This is a genomic window from Actinomadura sp. NPDC049382 (genome assembly GCF_040677125.1).
GTDB classification, from domain to species: domain Bacteria; phylum Actinomycetota; class Actinomycetes; order Streptosporangiales; family Streptosporangiaceae; genus Spirillospora; species Spirillospora geliboluensis.
This window is the reverse complement of sequence record NZ_JBFARO010000015.1, coordinates 74,425-95,858: the sequence shown is the minus strand read 5'-3', so window position 1 is coordinate 95,858 and position 21,434 is coordinate 74,425. Positions and strand designations below refer to the sequence as shown.

Genomic DNA, 21,434 nt, shown 5'->3' with positions numbered 1-21,434 from the left:
CCGACGTCCCCCGCGAGGAGGGCCGACATGAGTGCACCCGGCCGGTCGGCACCGCCGACATTGGCCCTGGTCAACGTCAGCAAATCGTTCGGCGCCGTGCGCGCCCTGCAGGGCGTCACGCTGGAGCTGCACGCGGGCGAGGTGCACGCGCTCGCCGGCGAGAACGGCGCCGGCAAGTCCACGGTCGTAAAAACGTTCGCAGGGGTGCACCGCCCCGACACGGGCGAGGTGCGGGTGGACGGGGAGCCGGCGGCCTTCCACGGCCCCGCCGACGCGCAGGCCGCGGGCGTCGCCGTCATCTACCAGGAGCCCACGCTGTTCCCCGACCTGTCGGTCGCCGAGAACATCTTCATGGGCCGCCAGCCGCGCGCCGCGCTCGGCCGCATCGACCGCCGCGCCATGCACGCGCGGACGGCGCAGCTGTTCGAGCGGCTCGGCGTCGCGCTGGACCCGCAGCAGCCCGCCCGCGGCCTGTCGATCGCCGACCAGCAGGTCGTCGAGATCGCCAAGGCCATCTCCCGGGACGCGCGCGTGCTCATCATGGACGAGCCCACCGCCGCGCTCACCGGCCAGGAGGTCGCCCGCCTGTTCGCGGTGACCCGCACGCTGCGCGAGCAGGGCTGCGCGGTGCTGTTCATCTCGCACCGGCTCGAGGAGATCTTCGAGCTGTGCCAGCGCGTCACCACCCTGCGCGACGGCGCCTACGTCGGCACCGACATGGTCGCCGACCTCACCCCCGACGACCTCGTCCGCCGGATGGTCGGCCGCGACCTCGACGCGCTCTACCCCAAGCAGGACGTGACGCCCGGCGAGGTCGCGCTGACGGTGCGCCGCCTCACCCGCGAGGGCGCCTTCACCGACGTCTCCTTCGAGGTCCGCCGCGGCGAGATCGTCGCGCTGGCCGGGCTGGTCGGCGCCGGCCGCAGCGAGGTCGCCCGCGCGATCTTCGGGGTGGACCGCTGGGACGCCGGCGCCGTCGAGGTCGCGGGCCGCGCGCTGCCGGCCGGCAGCCCCACCGCCGCGATGTCGGCGGGGCTCGCGCTCGTCCCCGAGGACCGCCGCCAGCAGGGCCTCGTCATGGACATGTCCATCGAGCGGAACATGGGCCTCACCCAGCTGAGGACGCTGCGCCGCGCCACCGGGCGCGGCGGGCTCATCTCCCGCAGGGTCGAGCGGGACCGCGCCGCCGACTGGGCGCTGCGGCTCCAGCTCAAGTACGCCCGCCTCAGCGACGCCGTCGGCGTCCTGTCCGGCGGCAACCAGCAGAAGGTCGTGCTCGCCAAGTGGCTCGCCACCGAGCCCACCGTGCTGATCGTGGACGAGCCGACCCGCGGCATCGACGTCGGCACCAAGGCCGAGGTGCACCGGCTGCTGTCGGAGCTGGCCGCGCAGGACCTCGCGGTGCTGATGATCTCCTCCGACCTGCCGGAGGTGCTCGGCATGGCCGACCGGATCCTCGTCATGCACGAGGGCCGGCTCACCGCCGAGATCGCCCGCGCGGACGCGACCGAGGAGAACGTGATGGCCGCCGCGACCGGGCGTGCGGGGACGGGGAAGGCGGCCTGATGACCGTGCTCACGGAGAGTCCGGCGCGGCCGGGCGGGGCGGGCGGCTCCGCCGGCGGCGGCCGGCGGCTGGTCGAGCTGGTGCTGCGCGCCCGCGAGATGAGCATCCTCGGCGCCCTCGTCGTGCTCGTCGTCGCCACGACGATCGCGAACCCGCGGTTCCTGTCCGGGCAGGGCGTCAAGGACATCTTCCTCAACGCCTCCATCCTGGTGCTGCTCGCCGTCGGGCAGACGCTCGTCGTCGTCACCCGCAACATCGACCTGTCGGTCGGCTCCCTGGTGGGGCTCGTCGCGTTCAGCGCCGGCAAGTTCGCCGCCGGCGGCGACCGCCACGTCGTGCTCGTCCTGGTGTTCGGCGTCGCGATCGGGCTGGTCTGCGGGCTGGTCAACGGCCTGCTCGTCAGCTTCCTGCGGGTCCCCTCCCTCGTCGTCACCCTCGGCACCTTGTACGTGATCCAGGGCCTGGACTACCGCATCGCACACGGCGAGCAGATCGGCGCCGCCGACCTGCCCGCCTCGGTGCTGAGCCTCGGCAACGACGGGATCCTCGGCGTCCCCTACCTGCCGATCATCACCGTCGCGGTGATGCTGGCGGCCGGGTACTACCTGCGGTCCTACTCCGCCGGCCGCGAGTTCTACGCGATCGGGTCCAGCCCGGAGGCCGCGCGCCTGGCCGGCGTGCCGATCCGCCGCCGCGTCCTCACCGCCTACCTCGTCAGCGGCGCGCTCGCCGGCCTCGCCGGGGTGCTGTGGCTCGCCCGCTTCGGCACCGTCGTCGCGGACGCCGCGAACGGCTGGGAGCTGAAGGTCGTCGCCGCGGTCGTCGTCGGCGGCGTCGCCATCACCGGCGGCGTCGGCACCGTGTGGGGCGCGGCGCTCGGCGGGCTGCTGCTCACCACCATCGGCAGCGTGCTGGTGGTGCTCAAGGTCAACTCGTTCTGGCAGGACGCGATCACCGGCGTCCTGCTGCTGCTGGCCATCAGCGTCGACCGGCTGCTGGCGCTGCGCGTCACCCGGGCGCTGAAACAGCGGTCGCTCGAATCGTCCGCGCACCGCGACGTCGCCGCCCCGGCCGAGCCGGCCGCGGCCGCCCCGGCGGAGAAGGAGGGACGGTCATGAGCCGCCTCGGAGGGCTGGTGCGGTGGGAGACCGCCGTCACCGCCCTGCTGGTCCTGGTGTTCGCGAGCGGCGCCGGGTTCTCGCCCGACTTCGCGAACAACGACAACCTGTCGTTCGCGCTGGACGACCTGTCGGAGATCGCGCTGATCGCGCTGCCGATGACGCTGCTGGTCGTGTGCGGGCAGGTGGACCTGTCGGTCGCCTCGATCCTCGGCCTGTGCAGCGCGCTCACCGGCAAGATGTGGGACGGCGGCATGGCCATCGAGACGATCATTCCGATCGTGCTCGCCGTCGGCCTGGTCTGCGGCCTCGTCAACGGGCTGCTGGTGACGAAGCTCGGGCTGCCGTCCCTGGCCGTGACGATCGGCACGATGACCCTCTACCGGGGCCTCGCCTACGTCACGCTCGGCACCGGCGCGATCTCCGAGTTCCCGGCCGCGTACACCGACCTGGCGACGTCCTCGATCCCGGGCACGCCGATCCCGTACCCGATCGCGCTGTTCGTCGTGCTCGCCGTCGTCACCGGCGTCGTCCTGCACGCGACCGGCATCGGGCGGTCGCTGTTCGCGATCGGCGCGCAGGAGGACGCCGCCTACTTCGCCGGCATCCGCGTCAAGCGCATCAAGCTGCTGCTGTTCGTGGTGTCCGGGCTGGTCGCCGGGTTCGCCGGCATCGTCTACACGCTCCGCTACGGCAGCGCCCGCGCCGACAACGGGCTCGGCCTGGAGCTCACCGTCATCGCGGCGGTGCTGCTCGGCGGCATCGACTTCGACGGCGGCAAGGGCACCCTCGGCGGCGTCATCGCGGCCGTGCTGCTCATCGGCCTGCTCCGCAACCTGCTGATGCTCAACGACGTCCCCACCGAGGTCCAGTCGATCGTCACCGGGCTGCTGCTCATCATCAGCGTCCTCACGCCGCGGCTGATCGCCGTGGTCCGCGAGACCCGAGGCAGGCGGCGGGGCGCGCGACCCGCGGCTCCCGCCGCCGCCCCCTGACCCTCCATGAGACACGTCCCCCCGCCGCGTCCCACCGCACCCCCGAAAGGCATCGTGATGACCATTCGTCCGCGCGTCCCGCGCCGGCTGGCGGCCGTCGCCACGGCGAGCGTCCTGGCCCTCAGCATGGCCGCCTGTGGCGGCACCACCAAGAACGACTCCGACTCCGGGGACGCCAAGGCGGCCGGCGGCAACGCCACCGCGAACCCGAACGCGCCCCTGAAGAAGGGCCTGAAGCTGGCGTTCCTGCCCAAGCAGGTCAACAACCCGTACGAGACGATCGTCGACAAGGCCGGCATCGAGGCGGCCAAGGAGTTCGGCGGCGAGGCCAAGGAGGTCGGCCCGTCCGACGCGTCCGCGTCCTCCCAGGTCTCCTACATCAACACGCTCGTCCAGCAGCGCCACGACGCGATCCTGATCGCCGCCAACGACGAGAACGCGGTGTGCGGCCCGCTCAAGCAGGCCATGGCCAAGAACATCAAGATCGTCGCCTACGACTCCGACACCAACCCCGAGTGCCGGGACGTGTTCATCAACCAGGCGAGCTCGGAGGAGATCGGCCGCAGCGAGGTCAAGCTGCTCGCCGAGCAGATCGGCCACGAGGGCGAGATCGCGATCCTGTCGGCGACGGCGAACGCCACGAACCAGAACACCTGGATCAAGTTCATGCAGGACGAGCTGAAGAAGCCCGAGTACGCCAAGATGAAGCTCGTCAAGATCGCCTACGGCGACGACGACGACCAGAAGTCGTTCCAGCAGACCCAGGGCCTGCTGCAGGCGTACCCGAACCTCAAGGGCATCATCTCGCCGACCACGGTCGGCATCGCCGCCGCGGCCCGCTACATCTCCGGCTCCAAGTACAAGGGCAAGGTCGCGCTGACCGGCCTCGGCACCCCCGACCAGATGCGCAAGTTCGTCAAGGACGGCACGGTCAAGGAGTTCGAGCTCTGGGACCCCAAGAACCTCGGCTACCTGTCCTCCTACGCGGCGGCGGCGCTGGCGTCCGGCCAGATCACCGGCGCGCAGGGCGAGAAGTTCACGGCCGGCAAGCTCGGCGAGCGCACGATCGGCGCCAACGGCGAGGTGATCCTCGGCCCGCCCACGGTGTTCGACGCCAAGAACATCGACCAGTACCACTTCTGATGAGCGGAGCGAACCGGGGGGTGTGGGGGGTCGTCCCCCCCACAGAGGGACTGATCGCATGTCCGAACGCATGAAGCGCGTCTGCTTCCTGCTGAAGGTCAGGCAGGACCGCCTGGAGGAGTACAAGCTGCGCCACCAGGCGGTCTGGCCCGACATGCTCACCGCCCTGCGCGACTCCGGCTGGCACAACTACTCGCTGTTCCTGCGGAAGGACGGCCTCCTCGTCGGCTACCTGGAGACCGACGACTTCGAGGCCGCCCAGGAGGCGATGGCCCGCACCGAGGTGAACGCCCGGTGGCAGGCGGAGATGGCGCAGTACTTCGAGGACCTCGACGGCCGCCCCGATGAGGGCATGCGGCCGCTCGACGAGGTCTTCCACTTGGATTGAGAGGTAACTCGTGACAGACACCCGCGCGGTCAAGGACGCCTTGCGCCGCCAGCAGATCGAGACTCCCTCGTGGGCGTACGGGAACTCGGGGACCCGGTTCAAGGTCTTCGCCCAGCGGGGCGTGCCGCGCACCCCGCAGGAGAAGATCGACGACGCCGCGCAGGTGCACCGGTTCACCGGCGTCGCGCCCAGCGTGGCCGTCCACATTCCCTGGGACAGGGTGGACGACTACGCCGCGCTGGCCGCGCACGCCGAGGAGCGCGGCGTGCGGATCGGCGCGGTGAACACCAACGTGTTCCAGGACGACGACTACATGCTCGGCAGCGTCACCAACCCCGACCCGGCCGTCCGCCGCAAGGCCCTGGACCACCTGCTCGAAGCGGTCGACATCATGGACCAGACCGGGTCGCGCGACCTGAAGCTGTGGTTCTCCGACGGCACCAACTACCCGGGGCAGGACGACATCCGCGCCCGCCAGGACCGGATGGCCGAGGCCCTGGCCGCAGTGTACGAGCGGCTCGGCGACGACCAGCGGTTCCTGCTGGAGTACAAGCTGTTCGAGCCGGCGTTCTACATGACCGACCTGCCGGACTGGGGTGCCTCCTACGCGCACTGCGTGAAGCTCGGCCCGAAGGCGCAGGTCGTGGTGGACACCGGGCACCACGCGCCCGGCACCAACATCGAGTTCATCGTGGCGTTCCTGCTGCGCGAAGGGAAGCTCGGCGGGTTCGACTTCAACTCCCGCTTCTACGCCGACGACGACCTGATGGTGGGCGCCGCCGACCCGTTCCAGCTGTTCCGGATCATGTACGAGGTGGTGCGCGGCGGCGGCTACGACGCCGCGACCGGCGTGGCGTTCATGCTCGACCAGTGCCACAACATCGAGCCGAAGATCCAGGGCCAGATCCGCTCGGTGATGAACGTGCAGGAGGCCACCGCGAAGGCGCTGCTGGTGGACGCCGATGCGCTGCGCGCCGCGCAGGAGGCCGGTGACGTCCTTGAGGCGAACGCGGTGTTCATGGACGCCTACAACACCGACGTCCGCCCGCTGCTCGCCGAGCTGCGCGAGGAGATGGGCCTGCACCCGGACCCGGTCGCCGCCTACAAGGCGTCCGGTTACTACGAGCGCGTCGTCGCCGAGCGCAAGGACGGCCACGCCGCCGGCTGGGGCGCCTGAACAGGTGAAGGAGACCGAACCGATGACTTCCACCCCGCCCGAGGTGGAGCAGCTGCTGGACCGCGCCAACACCCTCGGTGCGGATCCCCGCAACACCAACTACGCGGGCGGCAACGCGTCCGCGAAGGGCACGGTCACCGACCCGGTGACGGCCCGCGACGTCGAGCTGATGTGGGTGAAGGGCTCCGGCGGCGACCTCGGCACCCTCACCGAGAAGGGCCTGGCCGTGCTGCGGCTGGACCGGATGCGCGCCCTCGTGGACGTCTACCCGGGCGTCGAGCGCGAGGACGAGATGGTCGCCGCGTTCGACTACTGCCTGCACGGCAAGGGCGGCGCGGCGCCGTCCATCGACACCGCCATGCACGGCCTGGTCGAGGCCGCGCACGTCGACCACCTGCACCCCGACTCCGGCATCGCGATCGCGACCGCCGCCGACGGGGAGGAGCTGACCCGGCGGATCTTCGGCGACCGGGTGGCGTGGGTGCCGTGGCGGCGGCCCGGCTTCCAGCTGGGCCTGGACATCGCCGAGATCAGGCGCGCCAACCCGCAGGCGATCGGGGTGATCCTCGGCGGGCACGGCATCACCGCGTGGGGCGACACGAGCGAGGAGTGCAAGGCCAACTCGCTCGACATCATCCGCACCGCCGAGGCGTACATCGCCGAGCACGGCAAGGCCGACCCGTTCGGCGAGGTGATCCACCCGACGCTGCCGGAGGACGAGCGGCACGCGCGCGCCGCCGAACTGTTCCCGCTGATCCGCGGCCTGGCGTCCACGGACCGGCCGCAGGTCGGGCACTACACCGACGGCGAGGCCGTCCTCGACTTCGTCTCCCGCGCCGAGCACCCGCGGCTCGCGGCGCTCGGCACGTCCTGCCCGGACCACTTCCTGCGCACCAAGGTCGCGCCGATGGTCCTGGACCTGCCGCCGGACGCCCCGCTCGACGAGGCCAAGGCCCGGCTGAGGGAGCTGCACGCCGCCTACCGCGAGGAGTACGCGGCGTACTACGCGCGGCACGCCACCGCCGGCTCCCCGGCGATGCGCGGCGCGGACCCGGCGATCGTGCTGGTGCCCGGCGTCGGGATGTTCTCCTTCGGCGCGAACAAGCAGACCGCGCGGGTCGCCGGCGAGTTCTACGTCAACGCGATCAACGTGATGCGGGGCGCGGAGGCGCTGTCGTCGTACGCGCCGATCGATGAGGCGGAGAAGTTCCGCATCGAGTACTGGGAGCTGGAGGAGGCCAAGCTCCGCCGGATGCCGAAGCCGAAGCCGCTCGCCACCCGCGTCGCGGTCGTCACCGGCGGCGGCTCGGGCATCGGCGCCGCCACCGCCCGCCGCCTCGCCGCCGAGGGCGCCTGCGTCGTCGTCGCCGACCGGGACCTCGCCGCCGCCGAGAAGGTCGCGGCGGAGCTCGGCGCCGGCGCCCTGCACGCGTCGGACGCCGCCATCGCCGTCGCGGTCGACGTGACCTCCGAGGAGGAGATCGCCGCCGCCGTCCGCGCAGCGGTCCTGGCGTTCGGCGGGGTGGACCTCGTCGTCAACAACGCCGGCCTGTCGATCTCCAAGCCGCTGCTGGACACGACCGCCGCCGACTGGGACCTGCAGCACGACGTCATGGCGCGCGGCTCGTTCCTGATGTCCCGCGAGACCGCCCGCGTGATGGTCGAGCAGGGCATGGGCGGCGACATCGTCTACATCGCGTCCAAGAACGGCGTGTTCGCCGGGCCGAACAACATCGCCTACGGCGCCACCAAGGCCGACCAGGCGCACCAGGTGCGGCTGCTGGCCGCCGAGCTCGGCGAGCACGGCATCCGCGTCAACGGCGTCAACCCCGACGGGGTGGTGCGCGGCTCCGGCATCTTCGCCGGCGGCTGGGGCGCCAAGCGCGCCGCCGTCTACGGAGTGGAGGAGGAGAAGCTCGGCGAGTTCTACGCCCAGCGGACGCTGCTGAAGCGCGAGGTGCTGCCCGAGCACGTCGCGGCCGCCGTCTTCGCCCTCACCGGCGGGGACCTGACCCACACCACCGGACTGCACATCCCCGTGGACGCCGGCGTCGCCGCCGCCTTCCTGCGCTGATCACCGCCGCAAAGGGCCGGCCGATGGCCCGGACCACACCGCCGCGGTGCTGTCACCACCGCGGCGGTACCACCCGTCCGAGCCACCGGCCGTCCCGTCGGGCCCGCTCTACCAAGAGGAACCCGGAAGGATAACGATGTCACCAGCGAAAAGGTTCGCCCGATCCCGCGTATCCGTCATCACTTCCCTGAGCCTGGGGGCCGCCGCCCTCGTCGCGGTACCGGCCGGCGCCGCCGCGGCGGCGCCCCGCGACCCCCTCGGACTGCCGTCCCTGTCGAGCGCCGACCGCTACATCCTCGCCCCCTCCGGCCGGACGGTCCGCCCGGTGAAGGCCGCCGAGTCGTACGGGCTGAACGCCGACCACGTGACCGCCGCCTCCGAGACATCGGAGAAGGAAGGGCATGACCTGGACGCCGGAACGTCCACCACCGCCAAGGCCGACGGCGTCATGACCCGCCAGACGGGTGCCAAGGCGGGGGCCGGCTTCGGTTACCGCATGCGCGTCGCGCCCGGGCACGGCCCCGTCACCCTCCGGGTAGAGGAGGCGGGCAGCGCCACCGCCCACTACGAGGTGCTGGTGAACGGCGAGGTCGTCCACGAGCGCAAGCCCGACCCGGCGCAGGCCGGCGTGTGGAGCGGCGACAAGGCGGGCCTCGTCCACTACGACGTCGCGGTCCCGGCGAGACTCGTCCGCTCCGCCGGCGACATCAGGGTCACCTTCCGCAACACCGCGAACCCTGGGCCGGGCGCCCGCATCCACGCCGTCTGGACGCTGCAGCAGGGCGGCCGCGCCCCGGCGGCTCCCTACGGCGGGACGGTCCAGAACCCATCCGGCGCGTTTCGCCAAGGCGGCACCACGCTCACCTCCAACGAGTACGGCCGCCCCTACGTCATCTACGACTTCGGCAAGGAGGTCGGCGGGCAGATCCAGGTCACGGCCGACGTCCGCAAGGGCACGCCCAGGCTCGGCCTGGCGTTCAGCGAGAGCGCGCAGTACCTCACCACCGCGTCCGACTACAGCCAGGACCCGGTCGGCCTCGCCACCGAGACCCACTACCTCGACACCGAGGCCGGACGCACCGCCATGACCGACCCGGTGATCCGGGGCGGGTTCCGCTACCTCATGGTCTTCCTGGACGGCCCCGGCGAGGTGAAGCTGTCCGACCTGCGGCTCAAGTTCACCGCCGACCCCGCCAACCCCGACCTGGACGGCTACAAGGGCGCGTTCCTGTCCAGCGACGACACCCTGAACCGGCTCTGGTACGCGGGCGCCTACACCGTGCAGATGGCGACGATCGACCCGACGACCGGGCGCCCCTACCCCGGCAAGGAGGGACCGGTCCGCAACGACGCGATCGTCGGCGACGGCGACAGCATCATCAGCGACGGCGCCAAGCGCGACCGGATGATCTGGGGCGGCGACAACGCCGTCGCCGACGCGGTGTCGTACCTGACCACCGGGCAGTCGGCGCCGTCCGCCAACGCCGTCGCGTTCATGGCGAAGGGGCAGGCGGCCAACGGCCAGATCCCCGGGCTCTACCTCACCGAAGAGTTCGGCTACAACATGAACTGGGGCGAGTACGCGGCCTGGTGGGTCGACAACTACTGGACGCACTACCTCTACACCGGCGACGGCGACTTCCTCACCACGTGGTACGGCGCGATGAAGAGGAACGTCGCGTGGCTGGAGTCGAACGCCGGCGACGACGGGCTCCTCACCATGAAGGGCGCGGGCGGGACCTGGGGCTACGGCAACGACGCCGGCGGCACGTACGTCTCGTCCCTGTACGTCAAGGTGCTCGGGCAGGCGGCGCGGGCCGCCGAGGCCAAGGGCGAGCCCGAGCTCGCCAAGACCTACCGCGAGCACGCGGCCCGCACCGCCAAGGCGATCAACGACCACCTCTGGGACCCGGCCGCCGGCGCCTACAAGGTCAGCAAGTCAGACGGCAACCACCCGCAGGACGGCAACGCCATGGCCGTCGTGGCGGGCGTCGCCACCGGCGACCGCGCCCAGGCGGTGCTGAAGTTCTTCGGCGACGGCCTCGCCAACCCGCACGGCGACCTGACCGTCGACAAGCCCGGCGGCGTCGTCCCGCAGTACATCAGCCCGTTCGTGTCCTCCCAGTCGCTGCTCGCGCACTCCGCCGAGCAGGACATGGCGGGCGCGATGTCGCTGCTGCGCCGCACCTGGTACCCGATGCTCGGCAAGGCGCAGCCCGGCACGCTCTGGGAGAACGTCAGCCCGGCGGGCGCGCCGCAGCTCGGCTCCTACACGAGCCTGTCGCACGGGTGGGCCGCCGCGCCGACGTCGTTCCTGACCAACCAGGTCCTCGGCGTCGCCCCGACGTCGGGCGGCTTCGGGACGTTCACCGTCCTGCCGCACCCGGTGAACGGCCTGCGCTGGGCCGAGGGACGCGTCCCCACACCGCGCGGCGACATCACCGCCGCGTGGAAGCGGCACGGCGGGACGTTCACGCTCCGCGTCGCCGCGCCCTCCGGCTCCACCGCCACCGCCGGAGTCCCCGCGCAGGGCGCCGCCGAAGTCCGCGTCAACGGAAAGGTCGTGTGGCGCGACGGGCGCTCGGTGAAGCCGGGCGTCACCGTCCGCGACGGTCTCGTGCAAGTCCCCGGACTGACCGGCACGTCCATCCTGACCGCCTCCCGCTGACCTGGAGTGATGATGGTTCCCCCCAAGACCGTCCGCCGTTCCCTCGTCCGCGCCGCCGTGGCCGCCGCCCTCACGGTCACCAGCACCGCCTCGCTCGCGCTCCCCGCCGTCGCCGCGCCGCACCCGAAGGGCCCCTGGCAGGACGACTCCTACACCCCGCGCCCCGGCCAGTGGCGGCCCTACGTCCTCGCCCCGGCCGGCCGCGACGTCAAGCCCGTCAAGGTGTTCAAAGCCGACCCGCGGCAGGGCGGCATCGAAGGCTCCCCGGAGGGGGCGCTGAAGAAGGGCGGGGCGTCGGTCCGGCTCACCGGTGCCGCCGACCGGGCGGGCTCCCCGCTGCTGATCGTCGACTTCGGCAAGGAGGTCGCCGGGCACCTGAAGGTCCGCGTGAAGGGCGCGACCGGGAACCCGAAGCTGCGCGCCTGCTTCTCCGAATCGGTGCAGTACATGGCGCTGGCCCCCGACGCCAACGGCGGCCAGGGCAAGATCGCCCCCGGTTGCGACACCGCCAACATCTGGAACGGCTTCCCCGGCCAGCCCTACACCGAGGACACCGACAGCCACGCCCTCCCGCTGGACGGCGTCGCGCTGCCCGGCACCGTCCGCGACGGGGCGCTGCGCGGCGGGTTCCGCTACGCGACCCTCTTCCTCGACGGCCCCGGCAGCGTCGACATCGACGCCGTCTCGCTGGACTTCACCGCCGCGCCCGACCAGCGCGACCTGGACGGCTACCGCGGCCACTTCCTCTCCAGCGACGACCTGCTCAACAAGGTCTGGTACGCGGGCGCCTACACCGTGCAGATCAACACCGGCGCGCCGAACACGGCGAAGAAGTGGCCGTACGCGCCGGGCGAGGGCGACCACGCCGACGCCCCCGTCCCGCACGCCGACCCGAACACCTCCGTCATCTACGACGGCGGCAAGCGCGACCGGATCGTCTGGCAGGGCGACCTCGCCGTCCAGGCGCCCGTCGCCTACGTCAGCACCTACGACATGGGCGCGGTCGACAACTCGCTGTCCTCGCTCGCCGCCCAGCAGCTCCCGGACGGCTACGTGCCCGCCGCCAGCCTCGTCGGCCAGCACAACCAGAACGAGCTGCGCACCTACGGCGAGTACGTGACCTGGTTCGTGACCAACATGTACGACCACTGGTGGTACACCGGCGACCGCGCCTACCTCGACAAGTGGTGGCCGCAGCTCACCAAGGCGACCGCCTGGCTGGAGTCGGTGCGCGCCGGCGACGACAAGGGCCTGATCGCCTTCCAGGAGTCCGGCTCCTGCGGCCACTACGGCTACTCCAACTGCGGCCACGAGACCTACGTCAACGCCCTCTACGCCCGCAACCTGCAGCAGATGGCGGCGATGGCGAAGGCGCGCGGCGACGCGTCCGCCGCCCGGACCTACGCCGCCCGGTCCGCCGAGGTGAAGAAGGCCGTCAACGACCAGCTGTGGGACGACAAGGCCGGCGCCTACCGGCTGTCCCGCGAGATCCCCGGCGCCTACCCGCAGGACGGCAACGTCACCGCCGTCCTCACCGGCATCGCCGGCGGCGACCGCGCCGAGCGGGCACTGGCCTACCTGCGCGCCAACAACTGGACGGACATCGGATCGCTGACGGTCTCGCAGTCCACCCCCAACCCGAGCCTCCCGCCGTTCTACGCGCCGCTGCCGAGCGGGTTCGAAGCCGACGCGCGCCTGGAGACCGGCGACGCGTCCGGCCTGGAGCTGATCCGCAACTACTGGGGCCACCAGCTCCGGCAGGACCCGGGGTCGACGTTCTGGGAGCACATGCAGCCGGACGGCACCCCCAACCTGAAGCAGTTCTCCAGCCTCGCGCACGGCTGGGCGGCGCAGCCGACCGTCACGCTCAGCACGAAGGTCCTCGGCGTGCGGCCCGCCGCCCCCGGGTACGCCTCCTGGGCCGTGGTGCCGTTCACCGGGGACCTGGCGTGGGCCGAGGGCACCGTTCCGACCCCGCACGGCGACATCGCCGCGTCCTGGCGCAGGACCGGCAACGGCTTCCAGCTCAAGGTCACCGCGCCGCGCGGCACCGAGGGCCGCCTGGCCGTCCCGGTCGGCCCGTCCACCCGCCGCGTCACCCTCGACGGCCGGACGGTCTGGGCCGGGGGCAAGGCGACCGCGCGCGGCGTGTCCGGCGACGGCAGGTACGTCTACGTGGACGGAGCGTCCGCCGGGCGCCACATTCTCACGGCCCGTTAGTCCGAGAAAAGGAGAGGAATGGCAGACATCACAGCGCCGCCGCCCGTCAAGGTCGGCCTCGTCGCCGGGGGGCTCGGCGCCTACTGGCCGCAGTTCCCCGACCTGCTGCCGCAGCTGAAGCGGTCCGCCGAGCGCGTCTCGGAGCGGATGCGCGGGCTCGGCGCGGAGGTCGTCGACGTCGGCTTCATCTCCGACGCGCAGGAGGGCGCGGCGGCGGCCGAGCGGCTCCGCGCGGCCGGCTGCGACATCATCGTCGGCTTCCTCACCACCTACATGACCGCGTCGATGCTGGTCCCGGTCGCGCAGCGGGCGGACGCGCCGGTGCTGCTGATCAACCTGCAGCCGACCGAGTCGATGGACCACGCCACGTTCGACACCGGCCAGTGGCTCGCCTACTGCGGCGCCTGCCCGCTGCCGGAGATGGCGAACGCGTTCGAGCGCTGCGGCGTCCCGTTCCGCTCCGTGTCCGGCTACCTGGAGGACGAGCGGGCCTGGGCGAAGATCGGCCGCTGGGTGCGGGCCGCCGGGGTCCGCGCGGCGCTGCGCCGCGGCCGGCACGGCCTGATGGGCCACCTGTACCCGGGGATGCTGGACGTCTCCACCGACCTGACCCTCGTCAGCGCCAACTTCGGCGGCCACGTCGAGGTGCTGGAGTTCGACGACCTGCGGGTGCGGGTGGAGAAGGTCACCGACGCCGAGACCGCGGCGAAGAAGGCCGAGGCGGAGAAGGTCTTCGAGCTGGACGCGTCCGTCAACGACGAGGACCTGACGTGGGCGGCCCGCGTCGCGGTCGGGCTCGACCGGCTCACCGCCGACTTCGCGCTGGACAGCCTCGCCTACTACCACCGGGGCCTGGACGGCGAGATCCACGAGCGGCTCGGCGCCGGGATGATCCTCGGCGCGTCGCTGCTCACCGCGCGCGGCGTCCCGGCGGCGGGGGAGTACGAGCTGCGCACGTCCCTCGCCATGCTGATCGCCGACCGGCTCGGCGCGGGCGGCTCGTTCACCGAGCTGCAGGCGCTGGACTTCCACCGCGGCCACGTCGAGATGGGCCACGACGGGCCCGCGCACCTGGCGATCAGCGCCCGCCGGCCGCTGCTGCGCGGCCTCGGCGTCTACCACGGCAAGCGCGGCTACGGCGTGTCGGTGGAGTTCGACGTCAAGCACGGCCCCGTCACCGCGTTCGGGATCGTGCAGCGCCGCGACGGCCGGTTCGCGCTCGTCGCGTCCGAGGGCGAGACCGTGGACGGGCCGCTGCTGCAGATCGGCAACACCACGTCCCGCGTCGACTTCGGCTGCGACCCCGGCGAGTGGACCGACGCGTGGTCCGCCTCCGGCATCTCCCACCACTGGGCCCTCGGCACCGGCCACATGGTCGCCGACCTGACGGCGCTCGCCGACCTCCTGGAGATCGAACTCGTCCATGTGAATCCCTGACCGACCACCTCTGACGGCGTGATCGGGGGATCCGCCCCACGGCGATGACGGGCGCAGGCCCGCGACCGGCCCCGGCCGGCCGCGGGTCCCGCTCGGCATGCCCGGAAGCGGACGACGCCCCCTCGCCCACCCCCGCGCAGTTCAGAGAGGACGCCATGACCGGTTCCCCGACGTCCCGCTCCACGACCTTTCGCACCACGACCTTTCGCACCAAGCCTCTCCGCTCCACGACCTTTCGACTGGCCGCGCTGACCGGTGCGGCCGCCGCCGCGGTGGCGCTGCCCGGCACGGCGCAGGCCGCCGTCGGCGCCGGGCACGCCCCGCAGGCCCCCGCCCGGCTCACCGTCGGCGACCAGGCCCGCCCGCTCAACGTGGAGGGGGCGCCGCTGTTCGGCTGGACGCCCCGCGACCGCGACCCCGGCGAGGTCCAGACCGCCTACGAGATCGCCGTCCGGGACGCGTCCGGCACGACCGTCTGGGACAGCGGGCGGGTCCGCTCCGGCGCCCAGGAGTACGTGAGGTACGCCGGGCCGGCGCTCGCCTCGGAGGCGTCCTACACCTGGACGGTCCGGACCTGGGACAGGACCGGAAAGCGCTCTCCCTGGGCGCGGCCCGCCGCGTTCGACACCGGCCTCGCCGACGGCGAATGGCGGGCCGCCTGGATCCGCCGCACCACCGGCGAGGCCGACGACTACACCCTCGCCCGCAAGGACTTCACCGTCGGAAAGTCGAAGGTCGTCCGGGCCCGCGTGCACATCGCCGCGGGCCAGCAGTACGCCCTGCACCTCAACGGCGAGACCGTCGACCACGGGCCCGCGTTCGAGTACCCCGACGACGGCTACTACCGGACGGTCGACGTCACCGCGAAGCTGAAGGCGGGCCAGGCCGCGACCATCGGCGCGCTCTACCACTGGTACGGCTCCGGGCAGGGGCGGCCGAAGGGCGAGCCGGGGCTGCTGGTCCGGCTCGTCATCGACCACGCCGACGGGACGCGGCAGACCGTCGTCACCGACGGGACGTGGCAGGTGGCGCGCGGCCCGTGGAAGAAGGCGCCCAAGCGCAACGGCGACGCCGGCGACTACGTCGAGGACATCGACGGGACCGCCGCGCCGCTCGGCTGGGACGCGCCCGGCTTCGACGCCTCCGCCTGGCAGGCCCCGCAGGTCGTCGGCGTCCACCCGGCGTCGGGCTTCACGCACCTCAAGGCGCAGGAGACCGCGCTCGCGCACCGCGCGGTGCGGCCGGTGAAGGTGACCCGGCTGGAGTCGGGGGCGCTGGTCGCCGACTTCGGCACGGTGATCCCGGCCGTGCCCGTCGTCCGCTTCCGCGACGGCGAGGCGGGACGGCACGTCGATATGCACGCCTCGTACATCCTCAACGCCGACGGCACCGTCTCCCGCTCCAAGGACGACAACCAGGACACCGACCTCGGCTTCGGCTACACCCAGCGCGACGGCGACCAGACGTTCCGGCCGCTGACCTACGTCGGGTTCCGGTACCTGGAGATCGCGCCGGGCTCCGGCGCGGAGCCGGACGGCATCTCGGCGGTCGTCCAGCACGACGAGGTGACGCGCAAGGGCGACCTGCGCACGTCCAACGCGGGGGTGGACGCCGCCTACGACCTGATGGCGCGGTCGGCGCTGTACGGGTCGCAGACGCAGTTCGTCGACACGCCGACCCGGGAGAAGGGCCAGTTCCTCGGCGACTCGGTGGACGTGTCGACCGCGATGATGGGCGCCTACGGGGAGCGGCGGCTGACGCGGCAGGCGATCCGCGAGTTCATCGCCTCGCAGGCGCGGTACTGGCCGGACGGCCGCCTCAACGCCGTCTACCCCAACGGCGACGGCAAGCGCGACATCCCCGACTACACCGAGATGTTCCCCGGCTGGGTGTGGGAGTACTACGAGCAGTCCGGCGACGCCGCCACCCTGGCCGAGGCGTACCCGGTGATGAGCGCGGTCGCCGGATACGTCCGCCGCTACATCGCGGACGGGACGGGCCTGGTCACGAACCTGGAGGGAGGGTCCGGGCAGTACAGGTACGGCATCATCGACTGGCCCGCGACCATGCGCTACGGCCACGACATGGACACCGCGGCCCGCACGGTCATCAACGTCCTCGGCGTGGACGTCCTGAACGCCACCGCCCGCGCCGCCGAGGCGCTCGGCAAGGCCGGCGACGCCGCCGCGTTCCGCGCCGACGCCGGAACCCTCACCGGCAGCATCAACGCCAGGCTCCGCCGGCCGGACGGCGTCTACATCGACGGGCTCAAGGCCGACGGCGCCCAGAGCGCGCACGCCTCGCAGATCGCCAACGCCTACGCGCTGGCCTACGGCGTCGCCCCCGCCGAGTCGCGCGGCGCGGTCGAGTCGTACATCGCCGGGCTCGGCCTGCGGATGGGGCCGATGACCGCGCACCGGCTCCTGGAGGCGCTCGCCGGACGCCCCGGCGACGTCGTCACCCGCCTCACCGACACCGAAGGGCCGGGCTGGGGCGACATCCTGGCGCGCGGCGGCACGTTCACCTGGGAGTCGTGGGACGCCCGCGAGACCGGGCAGAGCCTGTCCCACCCGTGGGGCGCCACCTCGCTCGTGGAGATCCAGCGGACCCTGCTCGGCGTGACCGTCACCACCCCGGCGTCGGCGGCCGTCCGGGTCAGGCCGCCGCTGACCGGGCTGGACCGGGCGTCCGGCACGGTCCCGGTCCAGCGCGGCGACGTCCGCGTCACCTGGAAGCGGAACGGCGGCGGGTTCTCGCTGGCCGTGGACGTCCCGGTGAACGTCCGCGCCGAGATCCACGTCCCGGCGCGGTCGGCCGCCGACGTGCGGGTCTCCGGGCCGGGCGCCGCCCGCTTCACCGGCATGAAGGACGGCTACGCCGTCTTCACCGTCGGCTCCGGCCACCTGGTCCTGCACTCGGACCACCGCTGAGGCGCCCGGATGAGCGAGCAGCCGGGAGGAAGGCCCGCGTCAGGCCCGGTCCAGCCGGACGGCCTGGCCGATGTAGTCGCGCAGCGCCGTCTCGTCGATTCGGTCGAGCGTCTTGATCTTGACGTGGCGGGTCTTCTTCCCGACGCCCTGCAGCAGCCCGTGCGCGTCCTCGAACTCGGCGCCGCGCTCGAAGGCGAAGGTCAGGTGGGTCTTGCTCTGGCTGATCACCGCGAGGACCTTCGTCCCGCGCCAGGCGGGGGAGCCGTAGGTGAGGCACTCGGCGGCGTCCGGCGCCTCCTCGGCCATCAGCGCCCGCAGCTTCGCGAGGATCTCGGCGTACTCGGGGTCGAGCTTGGTCGCGGCATAGGTGTCGATCTCGCTGCCCATGACGTGGGTCCCTTCGAGGCGGTGGTGCGTTCCGTGCGTCCCACCATATAGTCACGAATCTTGACGGTCAATATCTCTTACCAATTCCCGCTCCAGTCACCCACCCCCCGTTCGAACGACGGCTGAGGAGCCTCAGATGAACGAGTTGTCCAGAAGAAGGTTCGTGCAGGCGGGCGGCGTCGCCACGGCGGCGGTCACGGCGGGCGGCGCGGTCGCTCTGCCCGCGTCGGCGGCGCCGGCCCCGGGGAAGGCCCGGACGCTGCGTCCCGCCGATCTGCAGGTCGGCCACCTGCCGTCGCCGCTCGGGATCGACGCCGAGCGGCCGACGCTGAGCTGGCGGTTCACCGCCGGGCCGCGCAACGCCGTCCAGTCGGCGTACCAGGTGCGGGTCGCCACGTCGCGGGACCGCCTCGATCGCCCCGACCTGTGGGACTCGGGCAAGGTCGGCGGCGCCGCCGTGTCGGCCGTCTACGCCGGACGGGCGCTGAAGTCCCGCGAGCGGGCGATTTGGCAGGTCCGGGTGTGGGACGGGGACGGCCGCGCGTCCGCGTGGAGCGAGCCGTCCCACTTCGAGATGGGCCTGCTCGCCGCCGCGGACTGGACGGCCCAGTGGATCGGGAACGCGGCGTGGTCCGCCGACCCCGAGCCGTCGCCCGCGGTGATCACGTTCCCGGCGCGGACGGCCCGCTACGTCCGGCTGGACGTGACGCGGCTCGGCCTGCCGATCAAGGAGGGCTGGCCGTACAAGGTGTCGCGGCTCCAGCTCGCCGAGATCCAGGTGCTGGACGGGGCGTCCGGCGCGAACCTGGCGGCCGGGGCGGCCGTGACCGCGTCCGAGAGCTACACGGTCGGCGGCCAGTGGGAGCCGAAGGCCGTCACGGACGGCTCGCTCACCAGCGACACCGCCCCCTTCGGCTACACGAGCATGGAGCGGCGTGAGCAGGACCTCGCCGAGCCCGTCTGGATCCAGCTCGACCTCGGCGAGGAGAAGGCGTTCGACCGCGTCCTGCTCTACCCGCGCACCGACGTGACGACCGACGACGGGAGGACGGCCAACTTCCCGGAGGACTTCACCGTCCGGACCTCTGGCGACGGCACGGCGTTCGACACGGCCGCCGCGGTGGAGGGGCAGGAGGCGCCGCCGCCGCTGCACCGGCAGCCCGAGGCGCTCCCCGTCTTCAGGCGAGAGTTCACGGTCGGCAAGCGCGTCCGCTCGGCACGCCTCTACGCGACGGCCCTCGGCGTCCTGGACATCACGGTGAACGGGCGGCCCGTCAGCGACGCCGTCCTCGAACCGCCGTACAGCGCGTACAAGGAGCGGATCGTCTACTCCACCTACGACGTGACGAGGCTGCTCCACCGCGGCGGCAACCGCGTGCAGGTGGAGCTCGGCACCGGCATGGCGCACGTCCCGCCCACGCCCGGCCGCTACGAGAAGCTCACCCGGTCGGACGGCAAGCCCGCGTTCCTCGGCCAGCTGGAGATCACCTACACCGACGGGTCGCGCGAGGTCATCGCCTCCGGCGCGTCCTGGCGCACCGCCCTCGGCGCGACCACCTTCACGAACTGGTACGGCGGCGAGGACCACGACGCGCGCCGCACCCCGAGCGACTGGTCGGACGCGGTGCGGGTCGCCGCGCCCACGGCCCGGCTCGCCGCCCGCACCGCGCCGCCGATCGTCCCGGTCGGCACCTTCCGCACCACGAAGATCACGCAGCCGAAGGACGGCGTGTACGTCGTCGACCTCGGCACCAACTTCGCAGGCTGGCCGAAGCTGCGCGTCAGCGGACCGGCCGGGACGAAGGTCACCATGCGCCCCGGCGAGCTGCTCAACGCCGATGGGACCGTCAGCCAGCACACCACCGGCTCGCCCATCTGGGACACCTACACCCTGTCCGGCGAGGGCACCGAGACGTGGCATCCGCGGTTCGTCTACCACGGCTTCCGCTACCTGCAGCTCGAAGGGCTGCCGTCCGCGCCGGACGAGGGCACGGTCACCGGGATCGTGCTGCGCGCCGGCAACGCGGGCGCGGGCTCGTTCACCAGCTCGCACGGCCTGCTCAACGACATCCACCGGATCATCGACCGGGCGGTGCAGAGCAACATGTACTCCGTCCTCACCGACTGCCCGCACCGGGAGAAGCTCGGCTGGCTGGAGCAGGCCAACCTGGTGTTCCCCGCCGTCGCCCGCAACTACGACGTCGCCGCCTACTACGGCGCGATCGTCCGCGACATCGCCGAGGCGCAGACGGCGGACGGCCTCGTCCCCGACATCGCGCCCGAGTTCACGGTGTTCTCCGGCGGGTTCAGGGACGACCCCAACTGGGGCAACGTCATCGTCTTCGCGCCCTGGCAGATGTACCGCGCCTACGGGGACACGGCGACGCTCCGCACCTACTACCCGAACATGGTGCGCTACGTCGACTACCTGTCCGGCAAGGCGGACGGGCACCTGCTCGACTACGGCCTGGGCGACTGGATCACCTTCGACAACAGCACGCCCAAGGGCGTCACCGCCACGTTCGGCTACCACCGCGCCGTGTCCGCCCTCGCCCGCATCGCGAAGGTCATCGGCAAGGACGCCGACGCGGCCAAGTACGAGGCTCTCGCCGGGCAGATCGGGTCGGCGTTCAACGCCAAGTACGCGACCGGCGACACCTACGGCTCCGGCAGCCAGGCCTGCGACGCGCTCGCCCTCGACATGGGCGTCGTCCCCGACGGAAAGAAGGACGCCGTCCTCGCCCACCTGGTGAACGGCATCGAGGCGAAGGGCTACCACCTCACCGTCGGCGAGATCGCGCTGCCGTCGGTGTTCCACGTCCTGTCGGCGGCCGGACGCGACGACGTCATCCACGCGTTCGCGACGCAGACCGGCAACCCGAGCTACGGCTACCAGGTCGTGCACGGCGCCACCTCGCTGACCGAGAACTGGGACGGGCCCACCTCCGGGAACTCCCAGAACCACTTCATGCTCGGCGCCATCGACGAGTGGTTCCACGCGGGGCTCGCCGGCCTCGGCCAGACCGACGACTCGATCGCGTTCGAGACGCTGCTCGTCCGGCCGGCCGTCGTCGGCGACGTCACGCGCGCCGCCGCCACCTACGAGACACCGCGCGGGCACGCCGCGGCGTCCTGGCGCCGCACCGGCAGGAAGCTCCGCCTGGACGTCACCGTCCCGCCCGGCACCGGTGCGCGCGTGGAGATCCCGGTGCCCGCCGGGGCCGCCAGGCCCACGGCGCCCCGGGACGCACGCTGGATCGGCGTGGAGAACGGCCGCGCCGTCTTCGAGATCGGCTCCGGCGACTGGACGTTCGAAGGGCGCACCTCATGA

General features: G+C 72.4%; 13 protein-coding genes. 12 read left to right on the top strand and 1 reads right to left on the bottom strand.

What is annotated here, in order from left to right:
* The first annotated feature begins 27 nt into the window (after positions 1 to 27).
* The 11 genes from AB0K34_RS12815 (at position 28) to AB0K34_RS12765 (ending at position 17,716) form a co-directional block, all read left to right on the top strand.
* Entirely contained in the window at positions 28 to 1,566 is a 1,539-nt protein-coding gene (locus tag AB0K34_RS12815; protein WP_138634435.1) for a sugar ABC transporter ATP-binding protein, read from the top strand.
* Positions 1,566 to 2,684, top strand: coding sequence for an ABC transporter permease (locus AB0K34_RS12810; RefSeq protein ID WP_138634438.1), 1,119 nt, complete (start codon positions 1,566 to 1,568; stop codon positions 2,682 to 2,684). Before AB0K34_RS12815 ends, AB0K34_RS12810 begins: the two co-directional genes overlap by 1 nt.
* Complete coding sequence (locus tag AB0K34_RS12805; RefSeq protein WP_138634441.1) at positions 2,681 to 3,679, top strand: ABC transporter permease; 999 nt, start codon at positions 2,681 to 2,683, stop codon at positions 3,677 to 3,679. The genes AB0K34_RS12810 and AB0K34_RS12805 overlap by 4 nt, the downstream gene beginning before the upstream one ends.
* 57 nt (positions 3,680 to 3,736) lie before the next feature.
* Positions 3,737 to 4,822, top strand: coding sequence for a rhamnose ABC transporter substrate-binding protein (gene rhaS, locus AB0K34_RS12800; protein ID WP_138634444.1), 1,086 nt, complete (start codon positions 3,737 to 3,739; stop codon positions 4,820 to 4,822).
* Positions 4,823 to 4,892: 70 nt separating this feature from the next.
* Positions 4,893 to 5,210: an L-rhamnose mutarotase gene (locus tag AB0K34_RS12795; RefSeq protein WP_364547943.1), complete on the top strand. Its 318-nt coding sequence runs from the start codon at positions 4,893 to 4,895 to the stop codon at positions 5,208 to 5,210.
* Between the two features lie 10 nt (positions 5,211 to 5,220).
* Complete coding sequence (gene rhaI, locus AB0K34_RS12790; protein WP_364547910.1) at positions 5,221 to 6,387, top strand: L-rhamnose isomerase; 1,167 nt, start codon at positions 5,221 to 5,223, stop codon at positions 6,385 to 6,387.
* Positions 6,388 to 6,409: 22 nt separating this feature from the next.
* The gene (locus AB0K34_RS12785) at positions 6,410 to 8,461 is read left to right on the top strand and encodes a bifunctional aldolase/short-chain dehydrogenase (RefSeq protein ID WP_364547907.1); all 2,052 of its coding nucleotides are present in this window, start codon (positions 6,410 to 6,412) and stop codon (positions 8,459 to 8,461) included.
* A gap of 136 nt (positions 8,462 to 8,597) precedes the next feature.
* Positions 8,598 to 11,129 carry an alpha-L-rhamnosidase C-terminal domain-containing protein gene (locus AB0K34_RS12780; RefSeq protein WP_138634452.1) on the top strand — a complete coding sequence of 844 codons (2,532 nt, stop codon included), beginning with the start codon at positions 8,598 to 8,600 and terminating at the stop codon, positions 11,127 to 11,129.
* A gap of 9 nt (positions 11,130 to 11,138) precedes the next feature.
* On the top strand, positions 11,139 to 13,349 hold the full coding sequence (locus AB0K34_RS12775) for an alpha-L-rhamnosidase C-terminal domain-containing protein (protein WP_138634455.1): 2,211 nt from the start codon (positions 11,139 to 11,141) through the stop codon (positions 13,347 to 13,349).
* An 18-nt stretch (positions 13,350 to 13,367) separates the two neighbouring features.
* On the top strand, positions 13,368 to 14,786 hold the full coding sequence (locus tag AB0K34_RS12770) for an L-fucose/L-arabinose isomerase family protein (protein WP_138634458.1): 1,419 nt from the start codon (positions 13,368 to 13,370) through the stop codon (positions 14,784 to 14,786).
* 155 nt (positions 14,787 to 14,941) lie between these two features.
* Entirely contained in the window at positions 14,942 to 17,716 is a 2,775-nt protein-coding gene (locus AB0K34_RS12765; protein ID WP_171068854.1) for a family 78 glycoside hydrolase catalytic domain, read from the top strand.
* A 39-nt stretch (positions 17,717 to 17,755) separates the two neighbouring features.
* Here AB0K34_RS12765 and AB0K34_RS12760 read toward each other — a convergent pair whose 3' ends face one another.
* Complete coding sequence (locus AB0K34_RS12760) at positions 17,756 to 18,103, bottom strand: DUF1801 domain-containing protein (RefSeq protein ID WP_138634464.1); 348 nt, start codon at positions 18,101 to 18,103, stop codon at positions 17,756 to 17,758.
* 136 nt (positions 18,104 to 18,239) lie between these two features.
* Here AB0K34_RS12760 and AB0K34_RS12755 point away from each other — a divergent pair, with 136 nt between their 5' ends.
* A complete protein-coding gene (locus AB0K34_RS12755; protein WP_364547900.1) occupies positions 18,240 to 21,434 on the top strand; it encodes a family 78 glycoside hydrolase catalytic domain in 3,195 nt (1,064 codons plus the stop codon).